The sequence below is a fragment of the Sanguibacter inulinus genome (genome assembly GCF_013415325.1).
Lineage (GTDB): Bacteria > Actinomycetota > Actinomycetes > Actinomycetales > Cellulomonadaceae > Sanguibacter > Sanguibacter inulinus.
In genome coordinates this window covers 16,661-34,303 of record NZ_JACBYE010000047.1, presented here as the reverse complement: position 1 = coordinate 34,303, position 17,643 = coordinate 16,661, and the positions used below count along the sequence as shown (strand labels likewise).

The window sequence follows — 17,643 nt, the reverse complement described above, 5'->3', positions numbered from 1 at the left end:
GCCCACACCCCCGGGTCGAGCGACCTCCAGGCGACCCGCATCGTCATCCTCGGCGGAGGGCCCGGCGGCTACGAGGCGGCCCTCGTCGCCCGCCGGCTCGGCGCGGACGTCACGGTCGTCGAGCTCCACGGCCTCGGCGGCGCCGCGGTCCTCACCGACGTCGTGCCCTCGAAGACCCTCATCGCGACAGCCGAGTGGATGACCATCGCGGACACCGCAGCCGAGCTCGGCATCCGGGTCGACGGCGCAGCCGGCGCGACCAGCCAGAAGCACCACGTCGACCTCGCCGCCGTCAACACCCGCGTGATGGCGCTCGCAGCCGCCCAGTCGGCCGACATCCGCGCGCGGCTCGAGCGTGAGGACATCCGCATCGTCATGGGACGAGGACGCCTCGACGGCCCGTCCCGCGTGGTGGTCGACACCGCCGACGGGCAGCCGCAGGTCGAGCTCGACGCCGACGTGGTCCTCGTCTCGACGGGCGCGACGCCCCGCGTCCTGCCGACCGCGGTCCCCGACGGCGAGCGCATCTTCACGTGGACGCAGGTGTACAACCTGACCTCCCTGCCCGAGAAGCTCATCGTCGTCGGCTCCGGGGTCACCGGCGCAGAGTTCGCAGGCGCGTACAACGCCCTCGGCTGCGACGTCGTGCTGATCTCGAGCCGCGACAGGGTGCTCCCGGGTGAGGACGCCGACGCCGCCAACCTCATCGAAGAGGTGTTCCGCGGGCGTGGCATGACCGTCATGGGACGCAGCCGCGCCGAGTCGGCCGTCGTCGTGGGGGAGGGCGACGACAAGCACGTCGAGGTCACCCTGTCTGACGGCACCGTCGTCACGGGTTCGCACCTGCTCATGGCTGTCGGGTCGACCCCCAGCACCGAGGGCCTCGGGCTCGAGGAGGCCGGGGTGCGCCTCACGCCGTCGGGCCACATCGAGGTCGACAAGGTCTCGCGCACGAGTGCTCGCGGCGTCTACGCGGCGGGGGACTGCACGGGGGTGTTCCCGCTCGCGAGCGTCGCGGCGATGCAGGGACGTGTCGCGATGTCGCACGCCCTCGGTGACGCCGTCCAGCCCATCCGGCTGCGGACCGTCGCGGCCAACATCTTCACGGCACCGGAGATCGCGACCGTCGGGTACTCCGAGAAGAAGCTCGTCGAGCAGGGCTCGAAGTACGTGACGACGATCTTGCCGCTGAGCCGCAACCCGCGGGCCAAGATGCTCGGCATGCGCGACGGCTTCGTCAAGATGTTCTCGCACCCCGAGGCCGGCGTCGTGCTCGGCGGCGTGGTCGTGGCGCCGCGGGCGAGCGAGCTGATCTTCCCGATCACCCTCGCCGTCGCGCACAGGCTCACCGCCGACGCCGTAGCCGAGGCCTTCACGGTGTACCCGTCGTTGTCGGGGTCGATCGCGGAGGTCGCGCGGATGGGGCACCACCGCGGCGAGTGACGTGCTGCGCCCGTCGGGCCGACCGGCGGACGGTCCGGTCGTGCCGCCGTGAGCGACCGGGCGACCAGGTCTCCAAGCGACCGGACGCCGCTCAGCCGAGCAGCGTGACCTTCTCGATCCGCGCGCTCACGTGCACGGCGCCGTCGTGGACCGCGAGGTCGGTCAGCGTCACCCCGGTGACCTTGGTGGCGACGGCCTCCTGGACGCGGACCGCCACGACAGGGTCGCCGTCGCCCTTGCGGATCTCGACGAGCCCCTCGGGCAGGCCCTGACGCGCCAGCGCAGTGTTCACCGGGCCGGTGAGGTGGTTGAGCAGCTTGTGCGCGGGGATCGAGCGGGCCTGGGCCGTGACCTCGAAGGTCGCGACACCGCCCGCGTAGCCGGTCAGCACAGCGGTCGCGGTCACTGTCCCGACAGCGGCTGCGGCGAGCCTCAGCGCGGTCCCGCCGTCTGGCACGAGCCGCAGGTCGACCTCGACGACGATGGTCGAGCCCTCGCAGCGCAGCGAGCGGACGAAGGGTGGTAGGGGCTTCTTGGCTGCTGCGAGGGCGAGGGCCTCGTCGAGGGGGAGCGAGAGCTGCACGGTGGGTCTCCTAGGTCTGCGGGTGGTCTGCGGTCGGGCTGCGGGAGGGACGTGGGGACGCCGAGGTCGGGCGTCGGAGGGCGGAGCCTTGCCATGCTGGGCCGGTCCTTCTCGCGCGGCGTGCGATCAGCCGGGCCTCACGGGAGGCTCACCGTCGCGACGAGCGGCCGGTGGTCGCTCTGGCGGACGTCGAGCACCTCGACGTCGGAGAAGCTCACGCCTGCCCCGAAGATCCAGTCGATCCGCGAGGACGGTGCGTCGCTCGGGAAGGTCGAGGACAGCGGGTCGCCCGCCTCGTCAACAGCGCTCGTGAGACCGGCGGCCTCGAAGAGCGCGACCTCGGGCCACCCGGGCTCGGCGTTGAGGTCGCCGGCGACCAGACGCGCACCGACGACGGGCTCGGCGTCGAGGAGCGCGGCGATCTGGTCGAGCCGGGTGTCGATGTTGCCCATCCGGTGCTGGAGATGCACCGAGGTGACCCGCAGCGGCGTGCCGTCGACGTCGAGCGTGACGTTCACGGCGCTGCGGCGCTGAGGTCCGGCGCCGTAAGGCAGGGCCGTCGGGTCGATGTCCGTCCCGTCGCCGAGGGACTCGTCCCACAGGATCATGTTGCCGAACTGCCTGTCGGCGGCCGGGACGAAGGCAGAGTGCATCCCGAGCCGCTGCTCGAGGTATGTGGCCATGTCGGACCCGCCGCCCATCACCCAGCCGCGCGAGACCTCCTGGAGCGTGACCAGCTGGGCACCCGAGCCGGCGATCACGTCGACCATCTCGTCGAGCTCGACGCCGGGTCCGGTGCTCACCCCGTAGTGCAGGTTCCAGTCGAGCATCTGGAGCGTGCCGTCGGCGACGGGAGGACGCTCGTCGGCCGGTGTGCCGGTCCCGCTGCTCGGCAGCACCACGGCGGTCCCCACGACCAGCAGCGCGCAGGTGAGCGTCACGAGGACGAGCTGGGCCCGCAGCGGAGCGCCGACGGTCGACAGCTCGACGGTGCCGTCGGTGCCGTCGGTCCCGACAGCGTCCCGCTCGGATGCACGGGCCCTCGAGCGGGCTCGCGCCGCCATGATCGAGAGCAGCACCGCGACCAGCACGGGGACGACAGCGTTGGGGACGCCGAGCGGGACGTCGTAGTCCAGCTGGTAGACGAGCAGCGGGACGATCACCCCGAGGCCCGCGCAGGCCGCAGCACCGGCGAGCCTCGCCGAGGACTGGTCGCGGACGGGGCGGGTCAGGGCTCGGGCGAGCGCGAGGGGAGCGCCGACAGCGAGGACCAGCAGCGAGAGGCAGACGAGGACGGTCCGCCAGGCCCCGGGGTCGTGCGGCCACGTCGCAGCAGCGAAGACGCCGGCCGACGCGCTGCCGAGCACCACGACCAGCAGTCCGTCGATCCACGCGGGCGTCCGCGGGGTCCGGGCGACGGGCAGCACGAGGACGACCGCGACGAGGACAGCGGGGACCAGCAGCAGAGGACCTGCGACCCAGAGCGGCAGGCCGGTCTGGGAGGCGAGGAAGGCGGGGTTCGCGACGGTCATGACGGCGAGGCCGACGAAGGGCCCGAGGAGCCAGAGACCGCGGACCGCGGGTGCTGCGGGCAGCCTCCGCAGCCCCCGTGCGAGCAGGACTGCGACCCCGCCGAGCAGCACGGGCGTCACCCAGGCGACCACGCCTGGACGCCAGACGGGGTCCCAGGTGCTCCACGCGAGCGTCAGCGCGGCGGAGAGGGCCAGCCCGCCCGAGACACCGGCGGCCACGACGCGCCCGGAGACGCGAGCGGCCACAGCCGCGGTGACCACCAGGACCGCGAGGGCGAGGGCGACGGCGACGAGCCCGAGCACGAACCGTGCGGACCCCTGGGTCGCCTGCACGGCGAGCCTGAGCACGACGAGCGACACGACCCCGGTGACCAGGGCTGGGCCTGCGACCTGGCGCCGCAGGCACACGAGGGCGACGAGGGCCCCGGCTGCGGCGTAGGTGCCGACGGCCGTCGCCCCGGCCTGCACGACACCCGCTGTGAAGGCCTGGTCGATCAGCGGCCCGCTGGTGCGGACGAGGTCTGCGGTGAGGGCGGTGACGACAGCGAGCAGCAGCACGAGGCGCGCACAGGTCCGCGCGGCGACGGGCGGCGAGATGTCGGTCATGCCCCGACGCTACAGCGCCCGGGCCCCTGGTGTGCTGGGCGCCCGGGGGTCGCGGTTCACGCCTCGAACAGCGTCTGGCCGACGTAGGCGCCGTCGGTGCCACCCGTCGTGGACCCTGCGGGCAGGCCCGGTGGGACGGCCCAGAGCCCTGACCCTGTGTGCCGCAGGTACTCGCTCAAGAGGTCGTCGCGGGCGAGGGTGTTCTGCAGCGGGATGTACTGGGTGGCGGGGTCGCGGACGTAGCAGAGGAAGAACAGCCCGGCGTCGAGGCGGCCCAGACCGTCGGAGCCGTCGGTGTAGTTGTAGCCGCGGCGCAGCATGCGGGCACCGCCGTTCGCGCTCGGGTGCGCGAGCGCGACGTGCGAGGCAGGGTCGATGAGCGGGACGTCGCCGCGTCCTGTCACCGTGAAGTCGGGCTCTGTGTGCTCGTCGCCCCCGGACAGCGGTGCTCCGCTGCCCTTGGTCCGCCCCGTGATCGTCTCCTGCTCGCGCAGGGACGAGCGGTCCCACGTCTCGATGGTCATGCGGATGCGACGGGCGACGAGGTACGAGCCTCCGGCGAGCCACGCCGCTCCGGGATCGGAGGCCGAGTCCTCGGGCTGGACCCAGACGTGGTCCTCGAGGGCCGCGGGCTCCTCGGCCTTGATGTTGGCTGTGCCGTCCTTGAAGCCGAAGAGGTTCCGGGGGGTCGACTGGCTCGTCGACGTGGTCGAGGTGCGCCCGTAGCCGAGCTGGCTCCAGCGCACCGAGGCCGTGCCGAAGGCGAGCCTGGCGAGGTTGCGGATCGCGTGGACGGCGACCTGCGGGTCGTCGGCGCAGGCCTGGACCGCGATGTCACCGCCGCAGCGCGCGTCTTCGAGAGCGTCTGCGGGGAAGTGCGGCAAGTCGGCGAGGAGCGCAGGCTTGCGGCCATCGAGGCCGAAGCGCGCTGCGCCGTCGGCGCCCTCGAAGAACGAGGGTCCGAAGCCGAAGGTGATCGTCAGGTGCGAGGCGTCGAGGTCTTCGGTCTCACCGGTGTCGTCCGGCGGTGCGTCGTAGGGACCCGACGACGGGCCGAGCTCTCCGGCGGGCAGACCGCGCATCATGCGGTCTGCGGCGGCCGTCCAGGTCCGCAGCAGCTCGACCACGTCGTCGCGGTCCTCGGTGAGCAGGTCGAAGGTCGCGAAGTGCAGACGGTCCTGGGCAGGCGTGCTGATGCCCGTCTGGTGCGCCCCGGTGATCGGGTAGGACCGCGACGCCGGAGCGGGCTCGGCTGCGGGACGCCCGACGGCGTAGCCCGTCGCCGCAGAGGCCCCGAGGGCTACGAGCCCGGCCCCGGCGATGCCGAGCAGACCGCGCCTGGACACGGGGCGGGCAGCCGGCTGCCCCGTCGTGGCGGTTGCAGCACCGTCGGTGCTGTCGGCACCGGCAGCCTGGTCGGCTCCGGCGGTGGAGCCGGCAGCGGGCTGCTCAGCGTCGGGGGTGCGGGGTGGCGTCGGCATCGGGGACCTCGGGTGGTGGTGCCCGGCCGACCAGGGGTCCTGGTCGGCCGGGCTCGCGGATCTGCTGCTGGTCGCCTCCCGGCGACCCGTGGCCGACGTCTGGTCGACCGGGTGGGGTGCGTCAGAGGACGACGGCTGCGGTCAACCTCGAGAGCGGCTCGCCGAGCGCGTTGACGGCGTCGGCGAGCTCTTTCACCTGGGCTGGGGTGAGGTCGGTGTAGAGCACGAAGCCGTCGCCCGAGCGCTGGGCGTCGAGGAGAGTCTGGATCTCGGCGAACTGCGTGTCGAGGGCGTCGGCGAGGTCGGCGTCCTGGGCGATCACGACGTCACGGAGCCCGTCGTAGGCGACCTTCGCGCCGTCGACGTTGGCCTGGAAGTCCCAGAGGTCGGTGTGCGACCAGATCTCTTCTTCGCCGGTGACCTTGCCCGTCGCGACCTCGTCGAGCAGGCCCTTGGCACCGTTGCCGATGCTCGCCGCATCGATCCCCTCGGCGAACTCCGCCGTGTGCACGCGGGTGTCGAGCTCGGTCGTGTCCGCGAGCAGCTGGTCGGCGTACTGCGTGCGCTGCTCAGGGGTCAGCGGCACGTACTCGGTGCCGCCGTTCGCCTCGGCGGTGGGCTGCCACAGGTCCTTCTCGAGGAGGTGCCAGCCCGTCCACTCCTGGCCCTCTTCGAGGTCGGCCTCGCGCAGGTCCATGCGGGGGTCGAGGTCGCCGAAGGACTCGGCGACGGGCTCGATGCGCTCCCAGTGGACGCGGGTCGAGGCGTAGAGCGCACGCGCGGTGTCGTCGTCGCCGGCCGCGTAGGCGTCGACGAACTCCTGGGTCCCCGCGAGCAGCTGCTCCGTCTGGTCCTTGACGTACCCGACGTAGTTGGTGGTCGCCGTCGTGATCTGGTCGGCGAGCTCGCCTGTCGGCGCGACGTCGGAGCCGGAGTCGGTGACCGTGAAGTCTGCCCGGATGCCGTCGCCGACCATCCCCGGCTTGCAGGCGGTGACGTAGCTGCCGGGCTTGGCCGTCAGCACCAGGTCACGGGTCAGACCGGGGCCGATGTTCTCGACCTCGGAGACGATCCGCAGACCGTCCTCGGCGAGCAGGTAGAACTCGGTGACGTCGTCGCCCGCGTTGGTCACGGAGAAGACCACGTTGCCTGACGGCGCCTCGGGGGCCGAGACGGTGCACTCGTCGGCGGTCGAGGTGACGGTGAGCGTCGCGGGCCCGCTGCCCTCGGCCTCGTCGGCCGGCGCGGAGTTGTCCGTGCAGGCCGCGAGGGCGAGGGTCGTGGCGAGCGCGGCGGCCGTGAGGGTCAGGGTGCGCGCAGCGCGCGGGCGCTGGGTGGTCGGGCTCAAGGTGTTCCTCCGGTGGTGGGAGCGGCGGCGCCGGCGGCGGGTGCCTTCACGGTGCTCGACGTCGTCGGGGTGCGGGGCGAGCCGGACCAGACTGTGCGGACGTAGACGGTCATGACGGGGACGATGTACGCGGTCCACGCGAGGGCTTCGAGCCACGTGGTCGCGGGGGAGAAGTTGACGGTGCCCTTGAGGAGGGTGCCGTACCAGCTCGACGGCGGGACCTGGGCGGACACGTCGAAGGCGAGGTTGTGCAGGCCGGGCAGGATGCCCGCCTCCTGGAGGTCGTGGACCCCGTAGGAGAGCACCCCGGCGGCGATGACGATCAGCAGCAGACCTGTCCACGCGAAGAAGACGCGCAGGTTCAGACGGACCGCGCCCTTGTAGACAGCCCAGCCGAGGGCGACCGCGACGAGGATGCCCAGGAGCGCGCCGACGAGCGGCTCGACGGTCTGGCCTGTGGCCTGAGCGCCGGCCCAGAGGAACAGGGCCGTCTCGAGGCCCTCACGGCCGACGGCGAGGACGGCCATGACGAGCACGGCCCAGCGTCCGGCGGCGACGGCCTCGTCGAGCTTGCCGTGCAGGTCGCTCTTGAGGTGGCGGGCCGTCTTGCCCATCCAGAAGATCATCCAGGTGATGAGCCCGACGGCGACGATCGAGAGGGTCCCGCCGATCGCCTCCTGAGCCTCGAAGGTCAGGCCTCGGGGGCCGAAGGTCAGCAGCGCCCCGAAGGCGAGCGACACGACGACGGCGAGGGTGACGCCGGCCCAGAGCTGGGGGAGCAGGTCCCGCCGTCCGGTCTTGACGAGGTACGCCACGAGGATCCCGACGACGAGTGCCGCCTCGAGCCCTTCACGCAGGCCGATGAGGAAGTTGGGGAGCACGACAGACCCTTCGAGCCAGGTCGCCAGACCTGAGGTAAGGCTTGCCTCATGACGAGCCGAGACGAATGTACTCCCGTCGAGGGCCTGAGGGGAGCGATCCGGGCCGACGTGGTGCACGTCTCAGCGATCCTGGGAACTTCTGGAGAGCCCGGGACGTCTGTCGTGGCGCTGAGAGCTGGCCTAGCTAGGAGACGGCGTCGTCAGGGTCGCTCGGCCCGAGCGCGTCGATCCGGGCGCGCAGCCCGGGCCACGCAGCTGCGAAGGCGGGCAGCAGCTCTCGGTCTGTCACCTCGTCGGCAGGGACCCACACGACGTCGAGGCTCTCGGTGTCGGTCGGGCGGACGTCGATCACGTGGCCTGGGGCTTCTTCGGCCAGGACTGTCGTGTAGCTCCAGGGTCCGTGGTCGAGCACGTGCTCACCGAGCACGCGGACGGCACCGGGCGCGATCCCGGCCTCCTCCTGCGACTCGCGCAGCGCACCCTCGACGGCGGTCTCGCCGGGGACGATCGCCCCGCCGGGCACCCCCCACGTCCCGCCCTGGTGGCTCTCGAGCGACCTGTGCTGCAGCACGACGTGCGTGACGAAGCCCCGGTCGTCCCGGCGGACGAGCAGCAGCCCGGCCGCACCGACGAGGCCCCAGTGGCGCCGCCCGCAGGCGCACTCCACCCAGCCGTCGCCAGGGTGCCGGAAGAACCCGGGGACCTCGGTCATGTCAGCCCAGGCACGTCAGGCGAGGATCTCGCAGATCGCGGTGCCGGCGCTGACGCCGCCGCCGACAGCAGCGGTGAGCCCGCTGACGGTCCCGGCACGGTGCGCGAGCAGCGGCTGCTCCATCTTCATGGCCTCGAGCACCACGACGAGGTCACCCTCGGCGACGGTCGCCCCGTCTTCGACCGCGACCTTGACGATCGTGCCCTGCATCGGCGAGGTGAGGGTCGAGCCTGACGCAGACGCCGTCTTCGTCGCGGCGCGGCGTGCGGGACGCCTGGCGGCACCGGCCCGCGCGCGACCGCTGATCCCCAGGCCAGCCGGGATGACGACCTCGAGCCGCTTGCCGCCCACCTCGACGACCACACGCTCGGTCGCGCCCGTCGGCTCGTCCTCCTCCGCGGGGGTGGGTGCGGGGGTGGTGCCGCCGAGCGCAGCGCACTCGTCGGCGAACTCGGTCTCGATCCAGCGGGTGTAGACGCTGAAGGGCCCCTCGCCCGAGGGCACGAAGGCCTCGGTGTCGAGGACGGCGCGGTGGAACGGGACGACTGTCGGGATGCCCTCGATCTCGAGCTCGCGCAGCGCACGGCGGGCGCGCTCGACGGCCTGGCGCCGGGTCGCGCCGGTGACGATCACCTTGGCGAGCAGAGAGTCGAAGGCACCGGAGATGGTGTCGCCCTCGACGACGCCGCTGTCGACGCGGACGCCCGGCCCCGTCGGCAGGCGCAGACCGGTGATCTTGCCGGGGGAGGGCAGGAAGCCCGCAGCCGGGTCTTCGCCGTTGATGCGGAACTCGATCGAGTGGCCGCGGACCTCGACCGAGGAATAGCCGAGCGGCTCCCCTGACGCGATGCGCAGCTGCTCGCGGACCAGGTCGATCCCGGTGACCTCTTCGCTCACGGGGTGCTCGACCTGCAGGCGGGTGTTGACCTCGAGGAAGGAGAGCGTGCCGTCCGCACCCACGAGGAACTCGCAGGTGCCGGCGCCGACGTACCCGGCCTCGCGCAGGATCGCCTCGGAGGACGCGTAGAGCGCGTCGACCTGCTGCTGGGACAGGAACGGTGCGGGTGCCTCTTCGACGAGCTTCTGGTGGCGGCGCTGGAGCGAGCAGTCGCGGGTCGAGACGACCACGACGGTGCCGTGCTCGTCGGCGAGGCACTGGGTCTCCACGTGCCGAGGGGTGTCGAGGTAGCGCTCCACGAAGCACTCGCCGCGCCCGAAGGCGCCGACGGCCTCGCGGACGGCCGCGTTGTACATCTCGTCGATCTCGTCGGCGGTGCGCGCGACGCGCATGCCGCGACCACCGCCGCCGAAGGCCGCCTTGATGGCGACGGGCAGACCGTGCTCGGCCGCGAAGGCGTGCACCTCGCTCGCGTCGGCGACGGGGTCAGCCGTCCCCGGGACGAGCGGCGCGCCGGCGCGCTGGGCGATGTGCCGCGCGCTCACCTTGTCGCCGAGGGCGTCGATCGCCGAGGGCGGCGGGCCGATCCAGGTGAGACCAGCGGCGATCACGGCGCGCGCGAAGTCGGCGTTCTCGGCGAGGAAGCCGTACCCGGGGTGCACGGCGTCGGCGCCGGCCCGTCGGGCGACGTCGAGCAGCTTGCTCATGTCGAGGTAGGTGTCGGCGGCGCGCATGCCGTCGAGGGAGTAGGCCTCGTCGGCGAGACGCACGTGCAGGGCTTCGCGGTCCGGGTCGGCGTAGACGGCGACGGAGGAGATCGAGGCGTCGGCGCACGCGCGAGCGATGCGGACGGCGATCTCGCCGCGGTTGGCGATGAGGACCTTGGAGATGAGGGGCACGGCTCACGGTAACCCGGCGGCGCCCCTCGTCCACGGCTGGACGCACTGTCGCCGCGAAGATTGGGGAGAGGTCCAAGCCCTCTCAGGGCCGTTTGTAGGGTTCCTCTATGGAGGCCTGCCTCAGGAGAGGTCCGAGGCCTCGTGCGGCGCTCGTCGTTGGCTGGTCACCACAGGTCGGTCCAGCGGACACCCACCTGGTCGAGCAGCTCGCGCAGCAGCGGGAGGCTGATCCCGACCACGCCGTGGTGGTCTCCCTCGACCCCGGAGACGAAGGCGCCGCCCCGCCCGTCGAGCGTGAAGGCGCCTGCGACCGCGAGCGGCTCGCCCGTCGCGACGTAGGCCTCGATCTCCTCGTCGCTCACCTGCGCGAAGTGCACGGTCGTCGAGCTGGTCGCTCCCAGGGTGCCGCCCGTGCCCCCGTCCTCGGGGTCACGCAGGTCGACCACCCAGTGCCCTGTGTGCAGGACGCCGGAGCGCCCGCGCATGGTGCGCCACCGGGCGACGGCGGTCTCGGCGTCGGCCGGCTTGCCGAAGATCTCGCCGTCGAGCTCGAGCATCGAGTCGCAGCCGACGACGAGGTCGGGGAGCGCGGCGACGCCGGAGCCCTCCGCAGGAGCCTCGCCGGCCGAGGTGTCGGCGTCGGTACCTGTGCCGGCCGCTGTCTGCTCGAGCGAACGCGTGACGTCCTCGGCCTTCGCCTGGGCGAGCAGCAGGACCGCGTCGGCGGGCTCGAGCGCACCAAATCGCTCGCGGCCCTCGGCGAGCACGGCGTCCTCGTCGACCGAGGAGACCCGGACCTGCGGGTCGAGCCCCGCGGAGCGCAGGGTGCTGAGGCGGGCGGGGGACGCGGAGGCGAGGAGCAGCGTGGTCACGCGCACAGCCTACGGGCGCGCGATCGGGTGGTCCTCGTCGATGGACCTTCGTCCTGTTCTGTGGCCATTCGCGCGGGGGATGATCGATGTGTGTCGGAGGAGCCTCGATCGTCAACCCCTCAGCGACGCGAGGCCCTCCGACGCCTCGTCCGCGGGGCCTGAGGGGACCGGTGCTGCTCCAGCGCCCGCGACGCCCCGGTCCTGAGCAGGCGACGAGGCCTGCTCAGGACCGTGGGCCCCTCCACGGTCCAGGAGCCGGAGCACCCGAGCCGGTGCTGTGCAGTCTCAGGACAGGGCGTCCTTGAGCACGTCGAGCCCGACCGAGCCCAGGCTCAGGGCGCGGGCGTGGAAGGCCCGGATGTCGAAGGTCTCGCCGCGTGCGGCGGCCGAGGCCGACGCGGCGTCGCGGGTCTGCTCCCACAGCCGCTGCCCGACCTTGTACGACGGTGCCTGCCCGGGCCAGCCGAGGTAGCGGTTGAGCTCGAAGCGGACGAAGGCCTCGGGCATGTTGACGTTGGCGCGCAGGAAGTCCCAGGCCTTGGCCGAGTCCCAGGTGCCGCCGCCCCACACCTGCGGGGCCGGCTTGCCGAGGTGGACCCCGATGTCGAGGACCACGCGCGCAGCGCGCATGCGCTGCGCGTCGAGCATGCCGAGCCTGTCGCCCGGGTCGTCGAGGAACCCGAGGTCGGCCATCAGGCGCTCGGCGTAGAGCGCCCAGCCTTCTCCGTGGCCGGACACCCAGCAGGCGAGCCGGCGCCAGTCGTTGAGCGTCGCACGCTCGTAGACGGCCTGACCGCACTGGAGGTGGTGACCCGGCACGCCCTCGTGGAACACCGTCGTCTTCTCGCGCCAGGTGTTGAACTCGGTCACCTCGGGCGGCACGGACCACCACATGCGTCCGGGGCGAGAGAAGTCGTCGCTCGGCGGGGTGTAGTAGATGCCGCCGTTCTGCGTCGGGGCGATCATGCACTCGAGGGCGAGCACGGGCTCGGGGATGTCGAAGTGCACGCCGTCGAGGGCCCTGACGGCCTCGTCGGAGGTCTTCTGCATCCATTCCTGCAGGGCTGCCGTGCCGTGCAGGGTGCGCGCGGGGTCGGCGTCGAGCCTCGCGACGGCGTCCTCGACGCTCGCACCGGGACCGGCGATCTCCCGGGCGATGCTCTCCTGCTCGGCGATCACGCGCGCGAGCTCCTCGATGCCCCACTCGTAGGTCTCGTCGAGGTCGACCGTCGCGCCGAGGAAGAACCTGGACTGGAGCGCGTAGCGGTCCCGGCCCACGGCGTCCTGGGTGGGTGCCTGGGGTGCGAGCTCGTCCTGGAGGAAGGTCGCGAGCGAGCCGTAGGCCTCGCACGCCGCTCGGGCACCGCGCTCGAGGTCGGCCTGGAGCACGGTCCCGGCGCTGTCCCCGCTGAGGGCTGCGCGAGCAGCCGGCCCGGTGACGAAGGACGTGAAGAACGAGGTCGACGGGTCGGCGAGCTCGGCAGCCTGCTTGATCCCCTCGGTCACCTGCAGGACTGCGGCGACCTCGCCTGACGACGCCCGGTGGCGCAGGGACTCGACGTAGGAGGAGACCGACCCGGGCAGCGCGGCCAGGCGTGCCGCGATGGCCTGCCAGTGCTCGACGGTGTCCGTCCCGGTGATGTCGAAGACGTCGCGCATCTCCTGGAGCGGGCTCGCGATGACGTTGAGCGGCGCGTAGTCCTCGCCGGCCTCGTGGAGCTCGACGGTCAGCCCGAGGCGCTCGGTCATCGCGGCCTGGGTGACGACGTCGACGTCGTCGGCGGGTGCGATCGAGCGGACCTGGGCGAGCACGTCGCGGGCGAGCGCCGCGCGCTCGTCGACGGCTGCGGGGGAGTAGTCGGTGGCCTTGTCGTCGTAGCCGGGGATCCCGATCGCCGTCGCGGCGAAGGGGTCCAGCCTGGCGGCGTCCTGGACGTAGCGGTTGGCGACGAGGTCGATCTCCGAGGTGGGACGTGCGGGTGCGCCCTGGTGGGCGGAGTCTGTGGTCATGGGTAGACGCTACCCGGATCGTCTCTGCCAGGACGATCGTCCCGGAGACCGGCGAGGCCTGTGCACCACGATGGAGCCCAGAGCCGGGCGCTGCCTGGACGCTGCACGGGTCTGAGGGGACGAGCGCGCATGGTGACGAGCACAGGTGCAGCGGCACACAGCCGCGGCGCAGGCGAGGGCAGCAGGGCAGGCGGTGCCGCAGGTGCCCGGCGCTCAGGAGCCGACGAGGCCGAGCTGCTGTCGGCTGACGTCGACGACCTCAGCGACGACGAGCTCTCCGACGAGCGGCTCGCCGCCGCAGCCGACGCGATCGTCGGCTTCCGCCACTCGGACCGCTGGATCTTCGGGACGATGCTCTTCTCCGCGACCCTCAGCCTGATCGCGGCCTTCGTGCTCTCCTACGACGCCGTCGAGCTCGCGGCGAACCCGACAGCCGTGCTGAGCTGCGACATCAACTCCGTCATCAGCTGCGGGACCGTGGCGCTCTCGTGGCAGGCCAGCCTCTTCGGCTTCCCCAACGCCTTCCTCGGCATGGTCACCGAGCCTGTCGTCATCACCATCGCCGTGGCCGCGCTCTCGGGCGTGCGGTTCCCGCGCTGGTTCATGTTCACGGCGCAGGTCGTCTACGCCTTCGGTCTGGCCTTCGCGCTCTGGCTCTTCAGCCAGTCGATGTGGGTCATCGGCGCGCTGTGCCCCTGGTGCATGCTCATCACCGTGTCGACGTCGCTCGTCTTCCTCACGCTGCTGCACTACAACATCCGCGAGAACAACCTCTACCTGCCGCCCGCCGCGCAGCGCAGGGTGCGGTCCTGGGTGCGCGAAGACTACGACCTGTACGCAGGGATCGCCTTCGTCGTGCTGCTCGCGACCCTCGTGCTGCTCCAGCACGGCACCGTCCTGTTCAGCTGAGACAGCTCAGCGCAGGCTCCACCGCCACGCGTCGGCACCGGCGGCCCGGGTCGCGTGGACCGCGCGGAGCGGCCGGGCCCACTCGGACCGCGGTGCGGCTTCGGTCGCAGGCTCCACGTCGCGCGACGCGACGGCGGCGAGGCTCGCGACGAGCGCAGCCACCTCGACGTCGTCGGGCGCCCCGCGGACCACACGCATCTGCGCCGCAGCGCGCAGGACGTCCTCGACGCCCGCCTCGCTCACAGCCCGTCCCCGCTCACTCGTCGTCCTCCGTGTCGTCGAAGAGGACAGGCACCGACCTGGATGCGCCCCACTCCGACACCTGGAAGCCCGCGTCGGTGAGCCGCTGCGTGATCGCCTCACCGCCCGCGTCGATCATCCCGAGGACCGAGTCCATCGACTCGTCCGACGGGCCCTCCGGCGGCCACACGAGGAAGCCGAGGTGGAAGGTGTCGGGCTCGGCGGACGACGTGTCGTCGCCGTGGTCGTCGGCGGTGTCGTCGTCCCACGAGAGCCCCGTGAGGTCGGAGTGCATGCCCAGACGCTCGTGCACGAGGTCGTAGAGCGCCGCGTTGAGGGTCGACAGCCGTGACTCGACCGCGAGGACCCGCGGGTCTTCGTCGGCCTCGTGCGCGCCGAACTCGGCGCGCACCCCCGTCGCGGAGTCGACGTAGGCGTGCAGCGCTGCGGCGATCTCGTCGACCGCGGCGTGCAGGTCGGTCGCGTCCACCCCGGGCAACGGGTCCGGCCCGTGCGCCTCGTGGTCGTGACCGTCGTGACCGTCGTGACCGTCGTGACCGTGGTGGTCGTCGTGCCCCTCGTGGTCGTCGCCGAAGGGCTCTGTCGCGTCGAACTCGTCGCTCATAGGGGGATGTTCCCGTGCTTCTTGGGGGGCAGAGACGCCCGCTTGGTACGCAGCGCCCGCAGGGCGCGGACGATCTGGATCCTGGTGTCGTGGGGGGCGATCACGGCGTCGACGTAACCACGCTCGGCCGCGTCCCACGGGTTGACGATGGCCTCGTCGTACTCGTCGACCAGCCGCTTGCGCTCGGCGTCGACGTCGAGCCCCTCGGCCGCAGCCGCCTTGAGCGCGCCGCGCTGCAGGATGTTCACGGCGCCGCCCGCGCCCATCACGGCGATCTGCGCTGTCGGCCACGCGAGGTTGATGTCCGCCCCGAGCTGCTTGGAGCCCATGACGATGTACGCGCCGCCGTAGGCCTTGCGCGTGATGAGCGTGACGAGGGGGACCGTCGCCTCGGCGTAGGCGTAGATGAGCTTGGCGCCGCGGCGGATGATGCCGTTCCACTCCTGGTCGGTCCCGGGGAGGAACCCGGGGACGTCGACGAGGGTCACGACGGGGATGTTGAAGGCGTCGCAGGTCCGCACAAAACGAGCGGCCTTCTCGGCGGCGTTGATGTCGAGCGTGCCGGCCATCGACATCGGCTGGTTCGCCACGATGCCGACAGACTGGCCCTCCACGTGGGCGAAGCCGACGAGGATGTTGCGCGCGTAGAGCGGCTGGACCTCGAGGAACACGCCGTCGTCGACCACGTGCTCGATCACCGTGCGCATGTCGTAGGGCTGGGAGTCCGAGTCGGGGACCAGGGCGTCGAGCTCCAGGTCGGCGTCGGTGACCTCGAGCTCGGTGTGCTCGGGTGCGAAGGTCGGGGCGTCCGAGAGGTTGTTCTGCGGCAGGTAGTCCAGGAGGTTGCGGACGTAGTCGATCGCGTCGTCCTCGTCGGCGCCCATGTAGTGCGCGACCCCGGAGCGCTCGTTGTGCGTCTGCGCACCACCGAGCTCCTCGAAGCCGACGTCTTCGCCGGTCACCGCGCGGATGACGTCAGGGCCGGTGATGAACATGTTGGACGTGCCGTCGGCCATGACGATGAAGTCCGTGAGCGCGGGGGAGTACACGGCCCCGCCGGCGCTCGGGCCGAGGATGAGCGAGATCTGCGGGATCACGCCCGAGGCGGCGACGTTGCGGCGGAAGATCTCGGCGAACTGCGTGAGCGCTGCGACACCCTCCTGGATGCGCGCGCCACCGCCGTCGGAGATCCCGACGAGGGGGACGCCCGTGCGCAGCGCGAGGTCCATGACCTTGGTGATCTTCTGCCCGTGGACCTCGCCGAGGCTGCCGCCGAAGACCGTGAAGTCCTGGGAGTAGATGCAGATCTGGCGACCGTCGACGGTCCCGTGGCCGACGACCACGCCGTCTCCGGCGATCCGCCGCTTCTCGAGCCCGAAGTTCACCGAGCGGTGCTTCGCGAAGGCGTCCAGCTCGACAAAGCTGCCCGGGTCCAGGAGCGCCTCGATGCGCTCGCGGGCGGTCTTCTTGGAGCGGGCGTGCTGCTTCTCGGCGGCGGCGGTCTCGGGGGTCTCGACGGCGTCCTCGTAGCGGCGCGCGAGGTCGGCGATCTTGCCTGCCGTGCCGGAGGCCGGGGGTGTCGTTGCGTCAGTCACACGGTCGAGCGTAGTTGGTGGGAGCCCACGGTTCATGTAGCCGGGGCGGACTCGTTGCCCCGTGAGTCTTGGAGGGAACCTCCAACACGCGTGCCTCACTGCAGTGCCGGGTCCGCCGCGACAGGCTGCGCCCAGGACGCTGGTGCATGATGGGCGCATGGATCCAGACGTGCGCGCACCGCTCGACACTGCGCTCCTGCGAGACCTCCTCTGCGAGCCGCACGGGCCGCTGCGCAGGCTGGACGTGGTCGAGACCTCGGAGTCCACGAACACCGAGCTGGCGGCCGGCGTCGCCGCCGACCCTGCGGCCTGGCCCGCGCCCGCGCTGCTGGTCGCCGAGCACCAGGTGGCCGGTCGCGGGCGTGCCGGGCGGAGCTGGGCGACCCCGGCCCGCGCGGCGCTCACGGCCTCGCTGCTCGTGCGCCCGCAGGTGCCGCGCGAGCGCCTCGGCTGGTTGCCCCTGCTCGCCGGGCTCGCGACGGTCACCGCGCTGCGCTCGACGCTCGGGGTGCAGGCCGTCGCGAAGTGGCCGAACGACGTGCTCGTCCTCACCGACGAACCCGAGATCGAGGGCTGGGGTCGGCTGCGCAAGATCGCCGGGATCCTCACCGAGGTCCTCCCCGACGGTGTGGTGATCGGTGTCGGGCTCAACGTGTCGCAGACCCGTGAGGAGCTGCCCGTGCCGACAGCCGTCTCGGTCGCCCAGGTGGGCGGGGCGAGCATCGACAGGACGGTCATCCTCACGGCCCTCGCCGAGGCGTCGGTCTCGGTGCTGGGTCGGTGGACCGAGGCTGCCGGAGACGTGCACGCCTCCGGGCTGGCCGAGGAGGTCGCGGCGGTCTCGGCCACGGTCGGTGCCTCGGTCCGGGTCGAGCTCGCCGACGGGACAGAGCTGCGCGGTACCGCGACGGGGCTCGCGGCAGACGGCGCGCTCCTCGTCGAGGACGCCTCGGGGACTGTCCGTACCGTGCACACCGGTGACGTGTATCACCTTCGCCTAAACTGACCC

Annotated in this window: 15 protein-coding genes; 3 read left to right on the top strand and 12 right to left on the bottom strand. The window is 72.2% G+C overall.

All coding sequences use genetic code 11. The features are described from left to right. Window positions 1-1,443: NAD(P)H-quinone dehydrogenase (locus HZZ10_RS15415; protein WP_218928846.1), on the top strand; the 1,443-nt coding region annotated here is incomplete at its 5' end. A gap of 91 nt (window positions 1,444-1,534) precedes the next feature. Here HZZ10_RS15415 and HZZ10_RS15410 read toward each other — a convergent pair. The 9 genes from HZZ10_RS15410 to HZZ10_RS15370 form a co-directional block, all read right to left on the bottom strand. Then, window positions 1,535-2,026 carry a hypothetical protein gene (locus tag HZZ10_RS15410; RefSeq protein ID WP_179914169.1) on the bottom strand — a complete coding sequence of 164 codons (492 nt, stop codon included), beginning with the start codon at window positions 2,024-2,026 and terminating at the stop codon, window positions 1,535-1,537. Window positions 2,027-2,163: 137 nt separating this feature from the next. Then, window positions 2,164-4,164, bottom strand: a complete 2,001-nt coding sequence (locus HZZ10_RS15405; RefSeq protein ID WP_179914168.1) for an endonuclease/exonuclease/phosphatase family protein — start codon at window positions 4,162-4,164, stop codon at window positions 2,164-2,166. Between the two features lie 56 nt (window positions 4,165-4,220). Continuing rightward, complete coding sequence (gene efeB, locus HZZ10_RS15400) at window positions 4,221-5,645, bottom strand: iron uptake transporter deferrochelatase/peroxidase subunit (protein WP_218928845.1); 1,425 nt, start codon at window positions 5,643-5,645, stop codon at window positions 4,221-4,223. 121 nt (window positions 5,646-5,766) lie between these two features. Continuing rightward, window positions 5,767-6,993 carry an iron uptake system protein EfeO gene (gene efeO / locus HZZ10_RS15395; protein ID WP_179914167.1) on the bottom strand — a complete coding sequence of 409 codons (1,227 nt, stop codon included), beginning with the start codon at window positions 6,991-6,993 and terminating at the stop codon, window positions 5,767-5,769. Further along, window positions 6,990-7,874 (bottom strand): iron uptake transporter permease EfeU, encoded by an 885-nt coding sequence (efeU, locus tag HZZ10_RS15390; protein WP_179914166.1) that lies wholly within the window; start codon window positions 7,872-7,874, stop codon window positions 6,990-6,992. Before efeU ends, efeO begins: the two co-directional genes overlap by 4 nt. 184 nt (window positions 7,875-8,058) lie before the next feature. Further along, on the bottom strand, window positions 8,059-8,586 hold the full coding sequence (locus HZZ10_RS15385; RefSeq protein WP_179914165.1) for an NUDIX hydrolase: 528 nt from the start codon (window positions 8,584-8,586) through the stop codon (window positions 8,059-8,061). 15 nt (window positions 8,587-8,601) lie between these two features. Continuing rightward, a complete protein-coding gene (locus HZZ10_RS15380) occupies window positions 8,602-10,383 on the bottom strand; it encodes an acetyl/propionyl/methylcrotonyl-CoA carboxylase subunit alpha (RefSeq protein ID WP_056129586.1) in 1,782 nt (593 codons plus the stop codon). A gap of 164 nt (window positions 10,384-10,547) precedes the next feature. After that, entirely contained in the window at window positions 10,548-11,255 is a 708-nt protein-coding gene (locus HZZ10_RS15375; RefSeq protein ID WP_179914164.1) for a Maf family protein, read from the bottom strand. A 285-nt stretch (window positions 11,256-11,540) separates the two neighbouring features. Then, on the bottom strand, window positions 11,541-13,265 hold the full coding sequence (locus HZZ10_RS15370) for a DUF885 domain-containing protein (RefSeq protein ID WP_179914163.1): 1,725 nt from the start codon (window positions 13,263-13,265) through the stop codon (window positions 11,541-11,543). A gap of 129 nt (window positions 13,266-13,394) precedes the next feature. Here HZZ10_RS15370 and HZZ10_RS15365 point away from each other — a divergent pair, with 129 nt between their 5' ends. Then, window positions 13,395-14,174: a vitamin K epoxide reductase family protein gene (locus HZZ10_RS15365; protein WP_218928844.1), complete on the top strand. Its 780-nt coding sequence runs from the start codon at window positions 13,395-13,397 to the stop codon at window positions 14,172-14,174. A gap of 6 nt (window positions 14,175-14,180) precedes the next feature. On the opposite strand, the gene HZZ10_RS15360 is transcribed toward HZZ10_RS15365, so the two are convergent. The 3 genes from HZZ10_RS15360 to HZZ10_RS15350 are packed head-to-tail and all read right to left on the bottom strand — an operon-like array spanning window position 14,181 to window position 16,634. Continuing rightward, entirely contained in the window at window positions 14,181-14,417 is a 237-nt protein-coding gene (locus HZZ10_RS15360) for an acyl-CoA carboxylase epsilon subunit (protein ID WP_235533844.1), read from the bottom strand. Window positions 14,418-14,430: 13 nt separating this feature from the next. Then, entirely contained in the window at window positions 14,431-15,039 is a 609-nt protein-coding gene (locus HZZ10_RS15355; protein ID WP_179914162.1) for a hypothetical protein, read from the bottom strand. Continuing rightward, window positions 15,036-16,634, bottom strand: a complete 1,599-nt coding sequence (locus tag HZZ10_RS15350) for an acyl-CoA carboxylase subunit beta (protein ID WP_179914161.1) — start codon at window positions 16,632-16,634, stop codon at window positions 15,036-15,038. Before HZZ10_RS15350 ends, HZZ10_RS15355 begins: the two co-directional genes overlap by 4 nt. A gap of 157 nt (window positions 16,635-16,791) precedes the next feature. Between HZZ10_RS15350 and HZZ10_RS15345 the strand changes: the two genes are divergently transcribed. Continuing rightward, the gene (locus tag HZZ10_RS15345) at window positions 16,792-17,640 is read left to right on the top strand and encodes a biotin--[acetyl-CoA-carboxylase] ligase (protein ID WP_179914160.1); all 849 of its coding nucleotides are present in this window, start codon (window positions 16,792-16,794) and stop codon (window positions 17,638-17,640) included. Window positions 17,641-17,643 lie beyond the last annotated feature (3 nt).

Coding starts and splice junctions, on each gene's coding strand:
- HZZ10_RS15365 (WP_218928844.1), top strand. CDS start 13,395: ATGGTGACGAGCACAGGTGCAGCGGCACACAGCCGCGGCGCAGGCGAG.
- HZZ10_RS15345 (WP_179914160.1), top strand. CDS start 16,792: ATGGATCCAGACGTGCGCGCACCGCTCGACACTGCGCTCCTGCGAGAC.
- HZZ10_RS15385 (WP_179914165.1), bottom strand. CDS start 8,586: ATGACCGAGGTCCCCGGGTTCTTCCGGCACCCTGGCGACGGCTGGGTG.
- HZZ10_RS15355 (WP_179914162.1), bottom strand. CDS start 15,039: ATGAGCGACGAGTTCGACGCGACAGAGCCCTTCGGCGACGACCACGAG.
- HZZ10_RS15370 (WP_179914163.1), bottom strand. CDS start 13,265: ATGACCACAGACTCCGCCCACCAGGGCGCACCCGCACGTCCCACCTCG.
- HZZ10_RS15405 (WP_179914168.1), bottom strand. CDS start 4,164: ATGACCGACATCTCGCCGCCCGTCGCCGCGCGGACCTGTGCGCGCCTC.
- efeB (WP_218928845.1), bottom strand. CDS start 5,645: ATGCCGACGCCACCCCGCACCCCCGACGCTGAGCAGCCCGCTGCCGGC.